General features: G+C 67.0%; 15 protein-coding genes. 3 read left to right on the forward strand and 12 right to left on the reverse strand.

The annotated features are described in order from the left end of the window. Positions 1 to 358: 358 nt before the first annotated feature. Entirely contained in the window at positions 359 to 589 is a 231-nt protein-coding gene (locus EET03_RS18295; protein ID WP_136625725.1) for a hypothetical protein, read from the forward strand. 116 nt (positions 590 to 705) lie between these two features. Here the strand turns inward: EET03_RS18295 and EET03_RS18300 are convergent, their stop codons facing one another. Then, positions 706 to 2748: an NAD(+) synthase gene (locus EET03_RS18300; RefSeq protein ID WP_099193644.1), complete on the reverse strand. Its 2043-nt coding sequence runs from the start codon at positions 2746 to 2748 to the stop codon at positions 706 to 708. A gap of 54 nt (positions 2749 to 2802) precedes the next feature. Between EET03_RS18300 and EET03_RS18305 the strand changes: the two genes are divergently transcribed. After that, entirely contained in the window at positions 2803 to 3675 is an 873-nt protein-coding gene (locus EET03_RS18305; RefSeq protein ID WP_075542550.1) for a Sir2 family NAD-dependent protein deacetylase, read from the forward strand. Between the two features lie 9 nt (positions 3676 to 3684). On the opposite strand, the gene EET03_RS18310 is transcribed toward EET03_RS18305, so the two are convergent. Beyond that, positions 3685 to 4941 carry a cytochrome P450 gene (locus EET03_RS18310; protein ID WP_075542561.1) on the reverse strand — a complete coding sequence of 419 codons (1257 nt, stop codon included), beginning with the start codon at positions 4939 to 4941 and terminating at the stop codon, positions 3685 to 3687. An 87-nt stretch (positions 4942 to 5028) separates the two neighbouring features. Here EET03_RS18310 and EET03_RS18315 point away from each other — a divergent pair, with 87 nt between their 5' ends. Next, positions 5029 to 5667 (forward strand): TetR/AcrR family transcriptional regulator, encoded by a 639-nt coding sequence (locus tag EET03_RS18315; RefSeq protein ID WP_075542549.1) that lies wholly within the window; start codon positions 5029 to 5031, stop codon positions 5665 to 5667. Between the two features lie 12 nt (positions 5668 to 5679). Here the strand turns inward: EET03_RS18315 and proB are convergent, their stop codons facing one another. The 10 genes from proB to EET03_RS18365 all read right to left on the reverse strand — a co-directional run bounded on the left by proB (position 5680) and on the right by EET03_RS18365 (position 18002). Continuing rightward, positions 5680 to 6786: a glutamate 5-kinase gene (proB, locus tag EET03_RS18320; RefSeq protein WP_075542548.1), complete on the reverse strand. Its 1107-nt coding sequence runs from the start codon at positions 6784 to 6786 to the stop codon at positions 5680 to 5682. After that, a complete protein-coding gene (gene obgE / locus EET03_RS18325) occupies positions 6786 to 8225 on the reverse strand; it encodes a GTPase ObgE (protein ID WP_075542547.1) in 1440 nt (479 codons plus the stop codon). The genes proB and obgE overlap by 1 nt, the downstream gene beginning before the upstream one ends. 80 nt (positions 8226 to 8305) lie before the next feature. Then, positions 8306 to 8560 (reverse strand): 50S ribosomal protein L27, encoded by a 255-nt coding sequence (gene rpmA, locus EET03_RS18330; RefSeq protein WP_063470940.1) that lies wholly within the window; start codon positions 8558 to 8560, stop codon positions 8306 to 8308. A 13-nt stretch (positions 8561 to 8573) separates the two neighbouring features. Continuing rightward, entirely contained in the window at positions 8574 to 8885 is a 312-nt protein-coding gene (rplU, locus tag EET03_RS18335; protein WP_063470939.1) for a 50S ribosomal protein L21, read from the reverse strand. Positions 8886 to 9099: 214 nt separating this feature from the next. Continuing rightward, positions 9100 to 12018 carry a ribonuclease E gene (gene rne, locus EET03_RS18340; protein WP_099193645.1) on the reverse strand — a complete coding sequence of 973 codons (2919 nt, stop codon included), beginning with the start codon at positions 12016 to 12018 and terminating at the stop codon, positions 9100 to 9102. Positions 12019 to 12341: 323 nt separating this feature from the next. Continuing rightward, entirely contained in the window at positions 12342 to 12752 is a 411-nt protein-coding gene (ndk, locus tag EET03_RS18345) for a nucleoside-diphosphate kinase (protein ID WP_075542545.1), read from the reverse strand. Between the two features lie 49 nt (positions 12753 to 12801). Next, the gene (locus EET03_RS18350; RefSeq protein ID WP_075542544.1) at positions 12802 to 13206 is read right to left on the reverse strand and encodes a DUF4233 domain-containing protein; all 405 of its coding nucleotides are present in this window, start codon (positions 13204 to 13206) and stop codon (positions 12802 to 12804) included. After that, complete coding sequence (gene folC / locus EET03_RS18355) at positions 13203 to 14657, reverse strand: bifunctional tetrahydrofolate synthase/dihydrofolate synthase (protein WP_075542543.1); 1455 nt, start codon at positions 14655 to 14657, stop codon at positions 13203 to 13205. The genes EET03_RS18350 and folC overlap by 4 nt, the downstream gene beginning before the upstream one ends. Then, the gene (locus EET03_RS18360; RefSeq protein ID WP_075542542.1) at positions 14654 to 17305 is read right to left on the reverse strand and encodes a valine--tRNA ligase; all 2652 of its coding nucleotides are present in this window, start codon (positions 17303 to 17305) and stop codon (positions 14654 to 14656) included. The genes folC and EET03_RS18360 overlap by 4 nt, the downstream gene beginning before the upstream one ends. A 76-nt stretch (positions 17306 to 17381) precedes the next feature. Then, a complete protein-coding gene (locus EET03_RS18365; RefSeq protein WP_075542541.1) occupies positions 17382 to 18002 on the reverse strand; it encodes a LysM peptidoglycan-binding domain-containing protein in 621 nt (206 codons plus the stop codon). Between the last annotated feature and the right edge of the window lie 10 nt (positions 18003 to 18012).

Genomic DNA, 18012 nt, shown 5'->3' on the forward strand with positions numbered 1-18012 from the left:
AGCGTGTCGAAGACCTCAATGATGTCTTCACGACTACCCGAACCCATGCCTGAAATCTTACGAACACCCACCGACAAGAATCGCCGTCATGTGACCACAGAAACCACAGTGACACAAGGGATTTAGATCAAATCAAAGATGTTCCGGTATCTGGATGATTCATGGTTATCGAGAAAGGCCCGCGCTGGCGAGGAAGGCAAAACACAGGTCGTAGCCGGTCAACGGTCGCTGTCGCTGGCTTTCGATCCCTGCGCACTCACTTCGCTGGCGTCTGGCCGGTGGTTCGGCACCGGGGTTGTGGGCTTTGGGCGCCGTCCCTCTCACCGGTGGGAGCAGGGAAATCCGCTTTCGTCTCACGATGCTCCAGGCGCTGCGGCGCCTGGAGCCTTTGATCCGCGGCCAGTACCTATTTGACGCAGGGGATCGCCGCGTCGTCGTGTTCGACCGCGCGCCGCGCCGGGACCGTCTGCTCCACCCCCGTCGCTCCCGCGGCATCGTCCACGCCCAGCTTGGCCATAGCGTCGATCTGACGCTTGCCGCGGGCACAAACATGTCGGCTGCGGCCATCCACCGGCCCCTGAAACCTTGAAAGTCCGGCCGGCGCAGGTACTTCCGTAGCCCGTCTCCGACCGCCGTTCACAGACTTCCCGCCACAGATCCCACGCGGCGATTCACCCCTGTTACCGAAACACCTCTAAATAGCGTTCAGTCATGCGGCACTTCCTGTTCGATCTGGTCGAGCCAGGTTCGCGCCGGCATGTCCGACGGGGCGCGCCAATCCCCACGCGGTGACAATGCGCCCCCGTGCGACACCTTGGGCCCGTTGGGCAATGCCGAACGTTTGAACTGGCTGAACGAATAAAACCGTTCGACGAAAACCTGTAACCAGTGCCGGATCTCGGACAGCGTGTAGGACGGCCGCTTGCCGTGCGGGAAGCCGGGCGGCCACGTGCCGCGCTCGGAGTCACTCCATGCATGCCAGGCCAGGAACGCGATCTTCGACGGCCGGAACCCGAAGCGCAGCACCTGGAACAGCGAGAAGTCCTGCAACGCAAAGGGCCCCACCTTCGCCTCGCTGCTCTGCAGTTCCTCCTCTTCGCCGCTGGGAACCAGCTCAGGGGTGATCTCGGTGTCGAGCACCGACTGCAGCACCTCGCACACCTGCTCGTCGAATTCGCCCGAGGAGATGACCCAGCGGATCAGGTGCTGGATCAGCGTCTTGGGCACCCCGGCATTGACGTTGTAGTGCGACATCTGGTCGCCGACACCGTATGTCGACCAGCCCAGGCCCAGCTCGGACAGGTCCCCGGTGCCCAGCACGATTCCGCCGCGCTGGTTCGCGATGCGGAACAGGTAATCGGTGCGCAGGCCGGCCTGCACGTTCTCGAAGGTGACGTCGTAGACCTTCTCACCGCGCGCGAACGGATGGCCCATTTCGTTGAGCATCAGCGCGGCGGTGTCGCGGATATCGATTTCCTCGAAGGTGGCGCCCAGCGCCCGCGCCAGCTTGACCGCGTTGCTCTTGGTGCGATCACCGGTGGCGAAGCCGGGCAGGGTGAACGCCAGAATGTCGCTGCGCGACCGGCCTTCGCGGTCCATGGCACGGGCGGCGACGATCAGCGCGTGCGTAGAATCCAGACCGCCCGAGACGCCGATGACCACCTTCGGGTAGTTCAGCGCCCGCAGCCGCTGCTCGAGGCCGGACACCTGGATGTTGTAGGCCTCGTAGCAATCCTGTTGCAGCCGTTGTGGGTCGGCGGGCACGAACGGGAACCGTTCCACGATTCGCCGCAACCCGATGTCGCCGGTAGGCGGATCGACCCGGAACTCGATGCGCCGGAACGATTCCACTGCTGCCCGGTGGTGACGCCGGTTGTCGTCGAAAGTGCCCATCCGCAACCGCTCCGATCGGAGCAGCTCGGTGTCGACGTCGGCCACCGAGCGGCGCTCCCCCTTCGGGAAGCGCTCGGATTGCGCCAGCAACACCCCGTTCTCCCAGATCATCGTCTGGCCGTCCCACGCCAGGTCCGTCGTCGACTCCCCTTCTCCGGCGGCGGCGTAGACGTAGGCGGCCAGGCATCGCGCCGACGCCGAGCGGGCCAGCAAGCAGCGGTCCTCGGCGCGCCCGATGGTGATCGGGCTGCCGGACAGGTTGGCCAACACGGTCGCTCCGGCCAGCGCCGCCTCGGCGCTCGGCGGGACCGGGACGAACATGTCCTCGCAGATCTCGACGTGCAGGACAAAGCCGGGCAGGTCCAACGCGGCGAAGAGCAGATCGGGGCCAAACGGCACGTCCGATCCTCCGATCCGCAGGCTGCCACGCTCGTCGTCGCCGGCCGCGACCTGCCGGCTCTCGTAGAACTCCCGGTAGGTGGGCAGATAGGACTTCGGGACCACACCCAGCACGGTGCCGCAATGAATGACGACCGCTGTGTTGTAGATGCGGTGCCGATACCGCAGCGGCGCGCCGACCACCAGGACCGGCAGCAGGTCGGCGGACTGGGCCACCACGTCCAGCAGTGCGTCCTCAACGGCGTCGAGCAGGGCGTCCTGCAGCAGGATGTCCTCGATCGAGTACCCCGACAACGTCAACTCGGAAAACACCGCCAGCGCGACGCCGTCGTCGTGACACTGCCGCGCCAGGCCCAGTACCGAGGCGGCATTGGCCGCGGGGTCGCCGATCGTGGTGTGGTGCGTGCACGCGGCGACGCGCACGAACCCGTGCCGGTATGCGGAATAGAAGCTCATTGCCCTCCATTGTCGCGGTATCACGATCGAGAGCGGGTGACGGGGTGTCGGCGGATGCCTAGGCTCGGTTGGGTGGACTCCCCCGAACTCGTCGCGCTGCTGGCCGGCCGCCGGGTGGCGGTGCTCACGGGTGCGGGAATTTCTACCGACTCGGGCATACCCGATTACCGGGGACCTGACTCACCGCCGAGCAATCCCACGACCATCGGCCAGTTCACCTCGGATCCGGTGTTTCGCCGGCGATACTGGGCGCGCAATCATTGCGGCTGGCGGCACATGGACGACACCGTGCCCAATGCCGGACATCGGGCGCTGGCCGCGTTGGAGCGGGCCGGGGTGGTGACCGGCGTGATCACCCAGAACGTCGATCTGCTGCACACCAAGGCCGGCAGCCGCAACGTGGTCAACCTGCACGGCACCTACGCGCAGGTGAGGTGCCTGAGTTGTGGCCACGCCACCAGGCGCGCCGCGCTGGCCGCACAGCTGGAGGAGCTCAACCCCGGATACATCGAGCGAGCCGCGGCGGTCGGCGGTTTGGCGGTGGCTCCCGACGCGGACGCCGTCATCGCCTCGGCGGCCGACACCGCATCGTTTCGCTACCTCGACTGTCCGTGCTGCGGCGGCATACTCAAGCCCGACATCGTCTACTTCGGCGAAAACGTCCCTAAAGACCGTGTGGCCCAGGCGTATTCACTGGTCGAAGGGGCCCAGGCGCTGCTGGTGGCCGGCTCGTCGCTGACGGTGTTCTCCGGCTACCGATTCGTGCGCCGCGCCGCCGCCCTGGCGATCCCGATCGCGATCGTCAACCGGGGACCCACCCGCGGCGACGGCTTGGCCGCGGTGAAGATCGACGGCGGATGCTCGGAGACGTTGACGCGGCTGGCCGCCGAGCTGGCGAGCTCGCGGCCCATTAGAGTGGCCCAGTAGAGCGGCCCATTAGAACGTGCACGGCATGCTGCGAATAGCGTGCACGAAGTTGCCTGGCACGTAGGCCGGATCGCCGGCCTGGATGTCCGGTAACTGTCGCAGCAGCTCGCCGAAGATGGCGCGCAGCTGCGCCCGGGCCACATGAGCGCCCAGGCAAAAGTGCACTCCACCGCCGCCGAACCCGACGTGCGGGTTGGGACTGCGGCTCAAGTCGAAGCGGTCGGGATGGTCGAAGGCGTCCTCGTCCCGGTTGCCGGACGCATAGAACATCACCACCTTCTCGCCGGCCCGGATGGTCTGGCCGGTCAGCTCGAAATCTGTTGCGGCCGTGCGTCGAAACGTCATCACCGGGGTGGCCCACCGGATGAACTCCTCGACCGCGGTGCCGATCCGATTGTCGAAATCCGCGACCAGCCAAGCCTTCTGGGCGGGAGAATCGGTGAGCGCGCGCAGGGTGTGACTGGTGGCTTGGCGAGTGGTGTCATTGCCGGCCACCGCAAGCAACACGAAGAACGCGGCCACATCGGCATCGGAGAGCCGGTCGCCGTCCACTTCGGCGTTCACCAGGCCGCTGAAGAGGTCATCGCCGGGGTGGTCGCGCCGTTCGGCAGCCAGCTCGGCGGCAAGCTGATGCAAATAGGCCTGATTCTCGAACAGGACGTGCAGCGGGTTGCGCCCGCCGAGGTAGACCGAGTCGGCCCAGGAGACCAACGCGTCGGCGGCATGCGCTACCCGCTCACGTTCCGATTCGGGAATCCCGACCATGTCCGACAAGGTCCGCATCGGCAGTTCCTTTGCGCAGTGCTCGACGAAATCGACACCGCTGCCGGCCGCCCGCAGCTCTTCGACGATGACCTTGGCGTTGGTCTTGATCGAGTCCTCGATGCGGCGCACCTGCCGCGGCGTGAACGCCGCACTGACCAGCTTGCGCAGCTTGGTGTGTCGCGGCGGGTCCATCGCCAGGAACGACTGCGATCCTTCCAGCAGTTCGACGGGCACGTTTTCGAAGAGCACGCCCTTGCCGGACAGGAACACCTCGTTGGTGCGACTGACCGTGACGATGTCGGAGCGCCGGGTGACCGCCCAGAAACCAGGGTCGTCGGGATCCTGGAGCAGCGCGTCCTCGACCGGTCGGTGCCAGCTCACCGAACGCTCGGCGCGCAGCACCGCAAACGAGCGTTCCCGCTCGGCCGCGGTCAAGGCCCAGAACTTACGCGAGGACAGGTCGATTGCGTCGTAGGCACGGGTACCGGCAGCCACGACCATGACCATAGGTTTAGACATAGTGTCTAGTCAAGATGTCGAATTCACGGTTATGCTCGCCCGAAGCCGAAGGGAGGCGCAGAACGAGACATGCCATCGGTTACTCGCAACACCCAGGCCACCCGCCGGCACCGCCGAGAGCAGCTGGAGCGCCGGCTGCTGGACGCCACCGAACAGCTGATGAACGAGGGCGCGAGCTTCACCGAGCTCAGCGTGGATCGGCTGGCGACCGCGGCAGGCATCTCCCGCGCCAGCTTCTACATCTATTTCGAGGACAAAGGCCACCTGCTGCGCCGGTTGGCCGGCCAGGTTTTCGACGACCTGGCGCACCGCGCCGCACAGTGGTGGGATGTGGCCTGGCGACACAATCCCGAGGATGTCCGCGCCGCCATGGCGGGCATCATCTCCAGCTTTCGGCGTCATCAACCACTGCTTGTGGCGCTCAGCGAGATGGCCGGCTACGACCCGATGGCGGCACAAACCTATCGCGATCTGCTGACCGCCATCTCCGAGCGCCTGGCCCGTGTCATCGAGGACGGCCAGGCCGACGGCTCCATTCGTGCCGAACTGCCCGCGGCCACCACCGCCGATGCGCTGACCTGGATGGTCGAGCGGGTCTGTCAACAGAGCCTGCCGGCGAAACCACCGGAGTTCGACGCCGAGCTGGCCACCACGCTGACCGAAATAGTTTGGGGCGCACTGTATCTGGAAGCCGCTTCGGCATCGTGAGGCAAGCTGAGATTACTCGGGCACCAGGTCGTCGGCATGCACCGCGGGCCGACGTAGTTCACCGGGCAGCTCCGAGGTGGACCTGCCCATCATCGCGGCCAGCTCGGCCGCGTCGTAGGCAACCACACCGCGGGCCACGGTGGTCGCGTCGGGTCCACGAAGTTCGACGACGTCGCCGGCGAAAAACTTGCCCGATACCGCGGTGATGCCCGCCGGCAGCAGCGACCGGCGTTGCCGCACGACCGCATGCACGGCACCCGCGTCGAGCGTCAGCCTGCCCGCGGCCTCGGCGGCATACCGTACCCAGAACCGGCGCGCCGACATGCGCCCGGGCCGCGGTGCGAACACCGTACCCACCGACGCATCGGTGAGCGCCGTCGCCGCGTCGGCCGCGGGAGCCAGCAGCACCGGCACCCCCGCGTCCGCGGCCAGCAACGCCGACGACACCTTGGACGCCATTCCGCCGGTACCCAGGTGACTGCTGCGCCCTGCCACGACGCCGTCCAGATCGACCAGACCGGACACCTCCGGAATAAACCTCGCGCCCTTGTGTTTTCGGGGATCGGCATCGTAAAGCCCGTCGATGTCGGACAGCAGCACCAGCGCCTCGGCGCCCACCAGGTGAGCCACCAGCGCCGACAGCCGATCGTTGTCACCGAAGCGGATCTCGTTGGTGGCCACCGTGTCGTTCTCGTTGACAATCGCCACCGCGTGCAGCGCCCGCAGCCGGTCCAGGGTGCGCTGGGCGTTGGTGTGCTGGACCCGCATCGAGATGTCGTGGGCGGTCAACAGCACCTGCCCCACCGTGCGGCCGTACCGGGCGAACGCGGTGCTCCACGAGTTCACCAGCGCCACCTGCCCGACGCTGGCGGCGGCCTGTTTGGTCGCCAGATCTCTTGGCCGACGCGATAATCCGAGCGGCTCCAGGCCGGCGGCGATCGCGCCCGAGGACACGATAACGACGTCGGTGCCCGCCTTCATCCGTGCCTCGATAGCGTCGGCGAGCTCGGCCAGCCGGCCGGCGTCGAACATCCCCGACGGCGTGGTCAGGGCCGTCGTCCCGACCTTGACGACGAGGCTGCGCGCGGTCCGGATGACTTCCCGGTGCGGACTGGCCATCAGCTCTCACCGCGTTCGCGTCGCTGCCGGCGGGCCGCCTTTCGTTCGGCGGCGCCGACCCGCTCGCTGCGCTCCAGACGCGCATCGGTGCCCCGGCCCGACATCGCGACGTGACCGCCCGCGGGAGTTTGCGGCTCCCAGTCGAACGTCATGTCACCGATCGTCACCGCGCACCCGGGCTGGGCGCCCAGCCGCAGCAGCTCGTCCTCGACACCCAGGCGCGCCAGGCGGTCCGCGAGATAGCCGACCGCCTCGTCGTTGTCAAAGTCGGTCTGGCCGATCCAGCGCTCGGGCCGGGCACCGGTCACCACGAAGCCGCCGCGGCCGTCGGGCTGCACGTCAAAACCACTGTCGTCGATGGGCACCGGGCGAATGACCGGCCGTCGCGGCACCATCTGAGGCTGTGCGGCGTGGTATTGCACAACCATTTGCCACAGCCCGAAGATCAACGGCTGCAGGTTCTCCCGGGTGACTGTGGACACCAGGAACACCGGCCAGCCGCGCTGGGCGATCTCGTCGCGAACGAACTCGGCGAGTTCCCGGGCCTCGGGGACGTCGATCTTGTTGAGCACCACCGCCCGGGGCCGCTCGGTGAGATCGTCGAGCACCGCGTCGCCTCTCAGCGTGGGTGTGTAGGCCGCGAGTTCGGCTTCCAGCGCATCGATGTCGGAGATCGGGTCGCGGCCCGGCTCGTTGGTCGCGCAGTCCACGACATGCACCAGCACCGCGCAGCGCTCGATGTGCCGCAGGAAGTCCAGGCCCAGGCCGCGGCCCTGGGCAGCGCCCGGGATCAAGCCGGGCACGTCGGCGACGGTGTATGTGTGTTCGCCCGCCGAGACCACGCCGAGATTGGGCACCAGGGTGGTAAACGGGTAGTCGGCGATCTTGGGTTTGGCCGCCGAAATGACCGACACCAGCGACGACTTTCCGGCCGACGGGAATCCGATCAGCCCGACGTCGGCGACGGTCTTGAGTTCCAGGGTGAGATCGCGCGACTGTCCGGGTTCGCCGAGCAGCGCGAATCCGGGAGCTTTGCGGGCCCGCGAGGCCAGCGCGGCGTTGCCCAATCCGCCGCGGCCACCGGCGGCGGCCGCAAAGCGGGTGCCGGCGCCGACCAGATCGGCCAGCAACCGCCCGGTTTCGTCCAGCACGACGGTGCCGTCGGGCACCTTGACCTCCAGATCGGCGCCCGCGGCGCCGTCGCGGTTGCTGCCCATCCCCGGTTTGCCCGACGGCGCGGTGATGTGGGGATGGAAATGGAAGTCGAGCAGGGTGTGCACCTGCGGATCTACCACAAAGACGATGCTGCCGCCGCGACCGCCGTTGCCGCCGTCGGGACCGCCCAGCGGCTTGAATTTCTCTCGATGAACCGAAGCACAGCCGTTACCACCCGAGCCCGCCCGCACGTGAACGACCACCCGATCCACGAACCGGGGCATCGGTTTACCAACCCTCCGAATGTGACGTCAGGGCGAAACAAGGCCCGCGACACCGCCCCGTCGTTACGCTCGCGAAGCGCTTAGGGCTGCGGCACGATGTTGACGGTCTTGCGTCCACGCTTGATGCCGAACTCGACCGCGCCGCCCGCCTTGGCGAATAACGTGTCATCCCCGCCACGGCCGACGTTGATGCCGGGATGGAATTTGGTGCCACGCTGACGAATCAGGATCTCGCCGGCCTTGACGACCTGGCCGCCAAACCGCTTGACACCCAGCCGCTGCGCGGCCGAGTCCCGACCGTTGCGCGAGCTGGAAGCGCCCTTCTTGTGTGCCATTTTGTCGCCTCCGCTATTTGATGCCGGTGACTTTCAGGACCGTCAGCTGCTGACGGTGGCCCTGCCGCTTGTGGTAGCCGGTCTTGTTCTTGAACTTGTGGATCCGGATCTTGGGACCCTTGACGTGCTCGAGGACCTCGCCGGTCACCGCGACCTTGGCCAGGGCGTTGGCATCGGTGGTGACGGTGGCACCGTCGACGACCAAGGCGACCGGCAGCGACACCTTCGCGCCGGGGTCGGATTCGAGCTTTTCGACCTTGACCACGTCCCCGACGGCAACCTTGTATTGTTTGCCGCCGGTCTTGACGATTGCGTAGGTCGCCATCGTGGGTGCACCTCTGCTCGTTGTCGTGCTTACTGTTGCGGGCACGCGTCACCCGGTGGGTTATGCGTGCGGGTCTGGTTCGCGATTCGGCACACAGCGCCACCGCAGGCGCGATTGGACCGGATCGCCGTCGTAGGCTGGCAGCCTGGCGACAACTGACCCAGGTTACGTGACCAGCGGCTACAGGGTCAAACCGGCGCAGCGTTCGTGGCGGTCAGTCCACATGGATCGGCGGGCCGGCCGGCCTACCCGCCGCCCGTCGCCGCCGCGGACGTTCCGGCAACGAGACCGCCTCGACGGGTCCGGGCGGGCCGTCGGGACTGTCGGCGGGTTCGGGGTCGGTGTCCTCGTCGTCGGTGTCGGAATCATCGACGTCGAGCTCGTCATCGAGGTCGTCATCATCGAGGTCGTCGTCGTCGAGCTCGTCGTCATCGAGCTCCTCGTCGTCGAGTTCTTCGTCCTCGTCGGTGTCCTCGAAGTCTTCGATGTCCTCGGGCTCGCCGGTGTTGTCTGCGTCTTCGTCGAGGTCATCTATGTCATTGCACACCGCCACCGCAGTGTCCTCGTCGATCGCGGCCGCGAGTTCCTCATCGGACTCCTCGGGTTCCCCGTCCCCACGGCCCGGCCCCAGGGACGAGCCGGCTGCCATCGCTTTGAACATCGGATGCTCGCCGGGGGCGTGAGCGGGGACCTTGGCCACGATCCCTTTCTCACTGGGCTCTTCGGCGCGGCTCTTCTTCGAGCGCCTGTTTCGCCGGCCTCCGGATTCCGATTTTCGCCCGGTCGCCGGCGCCGCATCCACCGGATCGGCGTGCAGCAGGATCCCACGCCCGCTGCACTGGGGACACGACGACGAGAAGGCCTCGATCAGGCCGGTTCCCAAGCGTTTGCGGGTCAACTGGACCAAGCCCAGCGAGGTCACCTCGGACACCTGGTGACGGGTGCGATCGCGGGCCAGCGCCTCGGTCAGCCGGCGCAGCACCAGATCGCGGTTGGATTCCAGCACCATGTCGATGAAGTCGATGACCACGATGCCGCCGATGTCACGCAGCCGCAGCTGACGAACGATCTCCTCGGCCGCCTCCAGGTTGTTCTTGGTGACGGTCTGCTCGAGATTGCCCCCGGAGCCGGTGAATTTGCCGGTATTGACGTCGATCACCGTCATGGCCTCGGTCCGGTCGATCACCAATGTCCCGCCCGACGGCAGCCACACCTTGCGGTCCATCGCCTTGGTCAGCTGCTCGTCGATACGATGCACCGCAAAGACATCGGGGCGCGTCTGACCCTCAGCAAGCTCGGCCGGCTCGTACTTGGTCAATTTCGAAACCAGATCGGGCGCAACGGAATTCACGTAGTCGTTGATCGTGGTCCATGCCTCGTCGCCGGAAACGATGAGTCCGGCGAAGTCCTCGTTGAATAAATCGCGGATGACCTTGACCAGCACATCCGGTTCTTCGTAGAGCGCCACCGCAGCGCCGGCCGCCTTCTGTTTGACCTCGGCTGCCTTGGCTTCGATCTGTTGCCAGCGCTCCTGCAACCGGGTGACGTCGGCACGGATGTCGCCCTCTTTGACCCCCTCGGACGCGGTGCGGATGATCACTCCCGCGTCGGACGGCACCACCTCGCGCAAGATCTCCTTGAGCCGTTGGCGTTCGGTGTCGGGCAGCTTGCGGCTGATCCCGGTCGACGACGCGCCCGGCACGTAGACCAGATAGCGGCCGGCCAGCGACACCTGCGTGGTCAGCCGTGCGCCCTTGTGACCGACCGGGTCCTTGCTGACCTGGACGACGACGTAGTCGCCGGGTTTGAGGGCCTGTTCGATCTTGCGGTCGGCCCCGCCGAGTCCGGCTGCGTCCCAGTTGACTTCACCGGCGTAGAGCACACCGTTGCGGCCGCGACCGATGTCAACGAAGGCCGCCTCCATCGACGGCAGCACGTTCTGCACGATGCCCAGGTAGATGTTGCCCACCAGGGAAGCCGAAGCCGCGGAAGTCACGAAGTGTTCGACGACGATGCCGTCTTCCAGCACCGCGATCTGGGTGTAGCGCGTGCCCGGGTGCGGCGGCTCGGTGCGGACCCGGTCACGCACCACCATGACTCGCTCGACGGCCTCGCGTCTGGCCAGGAATTCGGCTTCGGTCAGTACCGGTGGGCGGCGCCGCCCGGCGTCGCGGCCGTCCCGGCGGCGTTGCCGTTTGGCTTCCAGCCGGGTCGAGCCGTCGATGCCCTTGATCTCGTTGGCGCCGGACTCGTCGTCCCCGGAGCCTCCGTTGCGGGGCGCGCGTTCGTGCACGACGGTGTTGGGCGGATCGTCGGGCGCCGGGCCCTCGTCGCCGTCCTCTCCGGAACCCGACTTGCGCCGTCTGCGGCGCCGGCGGCGACGGCTGGCGCCCTCTGCCGAACCGTTGTCATCGTCGCCGGCGTCGGTTTCGGTGTCGGTGTCATCGGAGTCCGCTGAATCGTCACTTTCCGAGTCGTCGGAACGGGCAGAGTCGCCAACCGCCTTCCGGTCGGCTTCGTCGCCGTCATCTTCGCCGGGGCCGTCGGATCCGCCCTGTTCACCGCGTCCCCGACCACGGCCCCGACGGCCACGCCGACGCCGCCGACCGCTCGGCCGGTCGATCTGCTCCTGTTCGTCGTCATCGTCAGAATCGTCGGCCGCCTCGTCATCGGTGCCGTCGTCCACATCGATCGCCTCGGGAATCGGCTGCGGCGCGACGAACAGCGGCAGGTAATGTGGCCGCTCCACCCACGTCTCGACGACCTGCACCGTTTGCTGCGTTTCCAGCAGCAACCGGGATTCGGGTTCCGGGGGCGCCTCAGCTTCGTCCGGTGCAACAGCCGCCGCGGCGACACCGCGTTCAGCGTTTTCTTCGGGTTTGGCTTGGTTGGCTTCGTTGGCGGGTTCTTCGGCGGGCGTTTCGGCCAGCAGGTCGCGTACCCGGACCGCGTCGACCCGGTCCACGCTGGAATGTGCGCTGCGGATTCGACCGTCCAGCGCGTTGAGGGCATCGAGCACCCGCCTGCTGCTGGTCCCCAGCGTTCGTGCCAGCGAATGGACTCTCAGGCGGTCCGGCAGTTCCTCACGCTGTGTCGGCTCTTGTGGGTCTGAAGATGGGGCACCGTCTACCACGTATTCTCCTCAAGCCCCCGGGCGCGTCGTTTCGACGCGGCCACGCGAGGGCTCCGCTATGTGCCCGGGTCACTTCTCCCGGGCTTGTGATGGTCTTGCTCCGAGCCGCTCGGGGCGAGCACACTCGGCGCCATGCTGAATGACGGCTTGACACGCCGCGCCCCATCGGATGGCGATGGTCGCGCTTGCCGAAGTCTTCATTCGGGTGTTCGACGCCGGTCCGGCGACGTTCACCCGCAGTCAGTATCCCATATCACTGGGCCAGATCACCCTCGTCTGAGCCGTACACCGGTGAACCCGGCTCGCAAGCACGTGTCCCGGCGCTAGGCGCCGGGAAACCAGAGCGCGATCTCGCGCTGCGCCGACTCGGCCGAATCGGAGCCGTGCACCAGGTTGAACTGGGTTTGCAAGCCGAAGTCGCCGCGGATGGTGCCGGGCGTGGCCTTGTCCACCGGGTCGGTGCCGCCGGCGAGCTGGCGAAACGCCGCGACCGCTCGCGGCCCCTCCGCGACGGCCGCCACCACCGGCCCCGACGTGATGAACTCGAGCAACGACCCGAAGAACGGCTTGCCTTCGTGCTCGGCGTAATGACGGCCGGCCAGCTCGTCGCTGACGGTCCTGAGCTCCAGCGCCGCGATGGTCAGGCCTTTGCGCTCGATGCGGCCGATGATCTCGCCGATCAGTCCGCGTTGCACACCGTCTGGCTTGATCAGCACGAGGGTCCGTTCAGTCACGGTGGCTAAGAGTAGATGGCCAACGTTGAACTCGCGCGGCAGGTCCGGCTCAGCCTGGCGGCGACGCTCCCCCTCGCTCCCGGCGCCGGACCTCGGCCCGGAAGTACGCGATCAGCACCCATACCCCGGTGAACAGCACGCCGATGAAGCCGACGCCGGGGTACACGGCGAACCCGGCAAGCAGCACCAGTTGCACGCCGAGGTTCACCCAGATCGCCCACGGTCTGCGCTGCAGCCCGGCAAGCAGGATCAATGCCGCGGCCAGCCCGATCAGGTACCCCAGCGATGCCGGACTCAGCCCGCCGCCCACCGCACCCACCACCGGTATGGCCAGCAGCACCACGATCGCCTCGAGAAGCAGTGTGGCGGCCATGACCGCACCGAAGCTCTTCCACGGGTCGGCCCGCGGTGTCGGATCACCGGTGTCGGCCGGCTCTTGCGGCTGGCCGGTCATTGCGGGTCACGTCCGAATAGCGTGCGGGCCGCCCCGGCGGTGACGACCGATCCGGTGACGACGATTCCGGAGCCGGAGAACGAGCCCCCTTCGGCCCCTTTTTGAGCGGCCGCCTCGTCGACCAGCGCGGTTGCCGTGTCGATGGCATCGCTCAGGTTCGCGGCGGACAGCACTCGATCGGGTCCGAACCGCTCCCGGGCGGCCGCGGCCAGCGACTCGACATCCAGTGCGCGCGGCGACCCGTTGTGGGTCACCACGACCGAGTCGAACACCGGCTCCACCGCTTGCAGAATGCCGTCGACGTCCTTGTCGGCCAGCACACTGATCACCCCGACCAACGTCCGGAAGTCGAATTCGCCGGCTAGGGTCTGGGCCAACGCAGCCGCCCCGGCCGGATTGTGGGCGGCGTCGATGAACACCGTCGGTGCGCTGCGCATCCGTTCCAGTCGGCCGGGGCTGGTGACCGCGGCGAATCCCGCCCGAACCGCCTCGACATCGAGCTGACGCTGGGCACCCGCGCCGAAGAAGGCCTCGACGGCGGCCAGCGCCACCACCGCGTTGTGTGCCTGGTGTTCACCGTGCAGCGGCAGGTAGATGTCGGAGTACACCCCGCCCAGGCCTTGCAGTTGCAGCACCTGACCGCCGACGGCGACCTGCCGGCCCAACACGGCGAACTCCGAATCCTCCCGGGCGACCGCGGCGTCGGCGCCGACCGCCTGGCCCAGCAGCACCTCCATGGCCTCCGGGCGCTGACGCGCGATGACCGCGACCGTGTCCGGCAAGCCCTCGGCGGCTCGACGAATAATCCCCGCCTTCTCGCCTGCGATCCCGGCGATGTCGTTCCCGAGGTAGTCGACATGGTCCTTGCTGATCGGGGTGATCACCGCCACCGGCGCATTGATCACGTTGGTGGCGTCCCATCGTCCACCCATACCCACCTCGATCACCGCGACGTCGACGGGCGCGTCGGCGAACGCGGCGAACGCCATCGCGGTGAGCACCTCGAACTTGCTCAGGCGCGGGCCCTCTTCCCCTAAGAAACCACCCTGCGACTGCTCATCGATGATCTGCACGAACGGCTCGATTTCCCGGTACGTCGCCACGTACTGCGCCGGGCTGATCGGCTTTCCGTCGATCGAGATCCGTTCCACCACCGACTGCAGGTGCGGGCTGGTGGTGCGGCCGGTGCGTTGCTGCAACGCGGTGACCAATGCGTCGACCATCCGCGCCACCGACGTCTTGCCGTTGGTGCCGGCGATGTGGATCGAGGGATAGCTGAGTTGCGGCGAACCCAGCAGGTCCAGCAGCGCGCTGATCCTTGTCAGGCTCGGCTCGATGCGAGTCTCCGGCCAGCGCTGGTCCAACAGGTGCTCGACCTGCAGCAGCGAAGCGATCTCGTCCGGCGTGGGAGCGATGGCGCCGGATGGCCGGTCTGTCGACTCGAAACTCATTGCAGCGCAGCCAGCCTGGCCGTGATGCGGTCGGTTTCCTCTTGCGCCAGCCGCTGACGGTCGCGGATCTTGTCGACAACAGCTTCGGGCGCCTTGGCCAAGAATTCCGCGTTCGCCAATTTGGCGCCGGTTGCTGCCAGCTCTTTTTGCGCCGCAGCCAATTCCTTTTCCAGCCGGCGGTGCTCCGCGGCCACGTCGATCGTGCCGGAGGTGTCGAGTTCGACGACGACCCTTGCCCGGCTCAGCCGAACCTCCAATGACACCGACGGGCGGAAATCCGGACCCGCAGCGGTGAGCCATGCCAGCGATGTCACGGCGGCAACCTGAGTGTTCAGGTCCGACTCGTCGATACCGGCCAGCCGGGCCGGCACCTTTTGCCGGTCGGCCAGGCCCTGATCGCTGCGGAATCGCCGGATCTCGGTCACCAGCTTTTGCATATCGCTGATGCGCTGCGCAGCAACGGGATCCAGAGCGATCCCGGAGGGCTGCGGCCAGTCGGCGACCACCAGTGACTCTTCCCGGGTCAAAGCCTGCCAGAGCGCCTCGGTGATGAACGGGATCACCGGGTGCAGCAGCCGAAGCAGCGTGTCCAACGCCGCTGCCAGTACCGCTGTGGTATGCGAGAGTCCTTCGGCCAGTTGGGTTTTTGCCAGTTCGACATACCAGTCGCAGAACTCGTCCCAGGCGAAGTGATACAACGCTTCGCAGGCGCGGCTGAACTCGTAGCTGCCGAAGGCCGAATCCACTTCGGCGAGAACCTCTTCCAGTCGGCCCAGGATCCAGCGGTCGGCGTCGGTCAGCTCGGCCGGCGCCGGCAAGGGCGCCAGCACGGCGCCGTTGAGCAGTGCGTAGCGCGTCGCGTTGAACAGCTTGGTGGTGAAGTTGCGCGACGCGCGGACGGCGTCCTCGCCGATCGCCAAGTCGCCACCGGGGCTGGCTCCACGGGCCAGCGTGAACCGCAACGCATCGGCACCGAACGTGTCCATCCACTCCAGCGGGTCGATGACGTTGCCCTTGGACTTACTCATCTTGCGGCCGAACTCGTCACGAACCAGCCCGTGCAGGAACACGTCGGTGAACGGAACTTGGGGGCCGCGGCGGCCGTCGAGCGTGATGGCGTCGTCGCCGCCGACGAAGGTGCCGAACATCATCATCCGCGCCACCCAGAAGAACAAGATGTCGTAGCCGGTGACCAGAACGCTTGTCGGATAGAACTTTTCCAGCTCCGGCGTCTTTTCGGGCCAGCCCAGAGTGGAGAACGGCCACAGCGCGGAGGAGAACCAGGTGTCCAGCACGTCGGGGTCCTGCTCCCAGCCCTCCGGGGGTGTTTCGTCCGGTCCGACACATACCTTTTCGCCGTCGGGCCCGTACCAGATCGGGATGCGATGACCCCACCACAGCTGTCTCGAGATGCACCAGTCGTGCATGTCGTCGACCCAGGCGAACCAGCGCGGTTCCAGGCTGGCGGGGTGAATCACGGTGTCGCCGTTGCGCACCGCGTCGCCGGCGGCCTTGGCCAACGATTCCACCCGGACCCACCACTGCAACGACAGCCGCGGTTCGATCGGCTCCCCGCTGCGCTCGGAATGTCCCACGCTGTGCAGGTAGGGGCGTTTCTCCTCGACGACGCGGCTTTCGGCGGCCAGCGCCTCGCGCACCGCGATCCGTGCTTCGAATCGGTCCATGCCGTCGAATTGTGTTCCGGTGCCGGCGATCCGGCCCTTGGTGTCCATGATCGAGGGCATCGGCAGGCTGTGCCGTATCCCGATCTCAAAATCGTTCGGGTCGTGAGCGGGCGTGACTTTGACTGCGCCGGTGCCGAATTCGGGGTCCACATGCTCGTCGGCAACGATGATCAGCTGCCGGTCGACAAACGGGTGCGGCAGGCTGGTGCCGACCAGGCCGCGATAGCGATCGTCGTCGGGGTGGACCGCGATCGCGGTGTCGCCGAGCATCGTCTCCACGCGGGTGGTGGCGACCACGATGTGCGGTTGCGAGTCGTCCAGCGAGCCGTACCGGAACGACACCAGCTCGCCTTCGACGTCGAGGTAGTTGACCTCCAGATCCGAGATCGCCGTCTGAAGCACCGGCGACCAGTTGACCAGCCGCTCGGCCTGATAGATCAGCCCGGCGTCGTAGAGCCTCTTGAAGATCGTCCGCACCGCCCGCGACAGCCCCTCGTCCATGGTGAACCGGTCGCGGCTCCAGTCCACCCCGTCGCCGAGCCGGCGCATCTGACCACCGATCGCCCCGCCCGACTCCCGCTTCCAGTCCCAGACCAAGGCGGCGAACAGCTCACGGCCGAAGTCCTCTTTGGTCTTGCCGTCGACCGCCAGCTGCTTTTCCACCACGCTCTGGGTGGCGATACCGGCATGGTCGGTGCCCGGCTGCCACAGCACCTCGTAGCCCTGCATCCGTTTTCGGCGGGTCAGGGCGTCCATCATGGTGTGTTCCAGAGCATGGCCCATGTGCAGGCTGCCGGTCACGTTCGGCGGCGGCAGCACGATCGAGTAGGCGGGCTTGCTGCTGGCGGGGTCCGCGGTGAAGTAACCGGCATCCAGCCACTTCTGGTAGATGGCGCCCTCCATCGCACCCGGGTCCCACGACTTGGGCAGCTGGTCGGCGTCGAAGCGGGCGCGCGCGGTCACCGGTCAATTCTAGGAACCGCCGCGTAGCGGCGTGTAGGCGCCTAAAACTGCAGGTGAACGGCTATCAAGGAGTCGATCACGGAATCGTGAGCACCTGTCCGGGATGGATCAGGTCGGGATTGGGAATCGCGTTGGCGTCGACCAGCGCCTGGTATCTGTTCCCGTCACCGTAGAAGCGTTCGGCGATGCCCCACAAGGTGTCGCCGGAGACCACGGTGTACGAATTGGGAGCGGGCTCAGCCGGCTCGTCGGCGACCGCCGCTGCGATGGGCTCCGGCGCCGCTTCCCCGACGGGCTGCGCCGCCTGCGCCGCGCCGGTCACCTCCGGGGCGTCAATAGATTTCTGCAGGTCGGCCGGCGGCGTGTCGGTCTGCGTCCCGGTGGCCCAGGCCGGTCCGTCGGCCGCGTAGAGCACCAGGTTGCGGTCATCCTGGAGCACCAGCCTGACGCTCCTGCTGCCCACGGTGTCGCTGTGCCAGACCGGTCGCTGCGGCGTATAGAGGACGAAGTTGCCATCGGTCTGCAGCTCGGCGCGCACCACATCCTGGCCGTCGGTCGCCGTGGCCCATACCGGCGTGCCGTCAGCGGCGAGCACCAGGTTGCCGTCTTCTTGCAGGGTCAAGGTGTAGGCCCCGTTGTTGGAGACCAGGGATTGCCCTCGCTGCAGCCGCTGTCCTTCGCCAAGCGTGTCTGACATGCTTTGCCTT

This window comes from Mycobacterium innocens, from assembly GCF_900566055.1.
GTDB classification, from domain to species: Bacteria; Actinomycetota; Actinomycetes; order Mycobacteriales; family Mycobacteriaceae; genus Mycobacterium; species Mycobacterium innocens.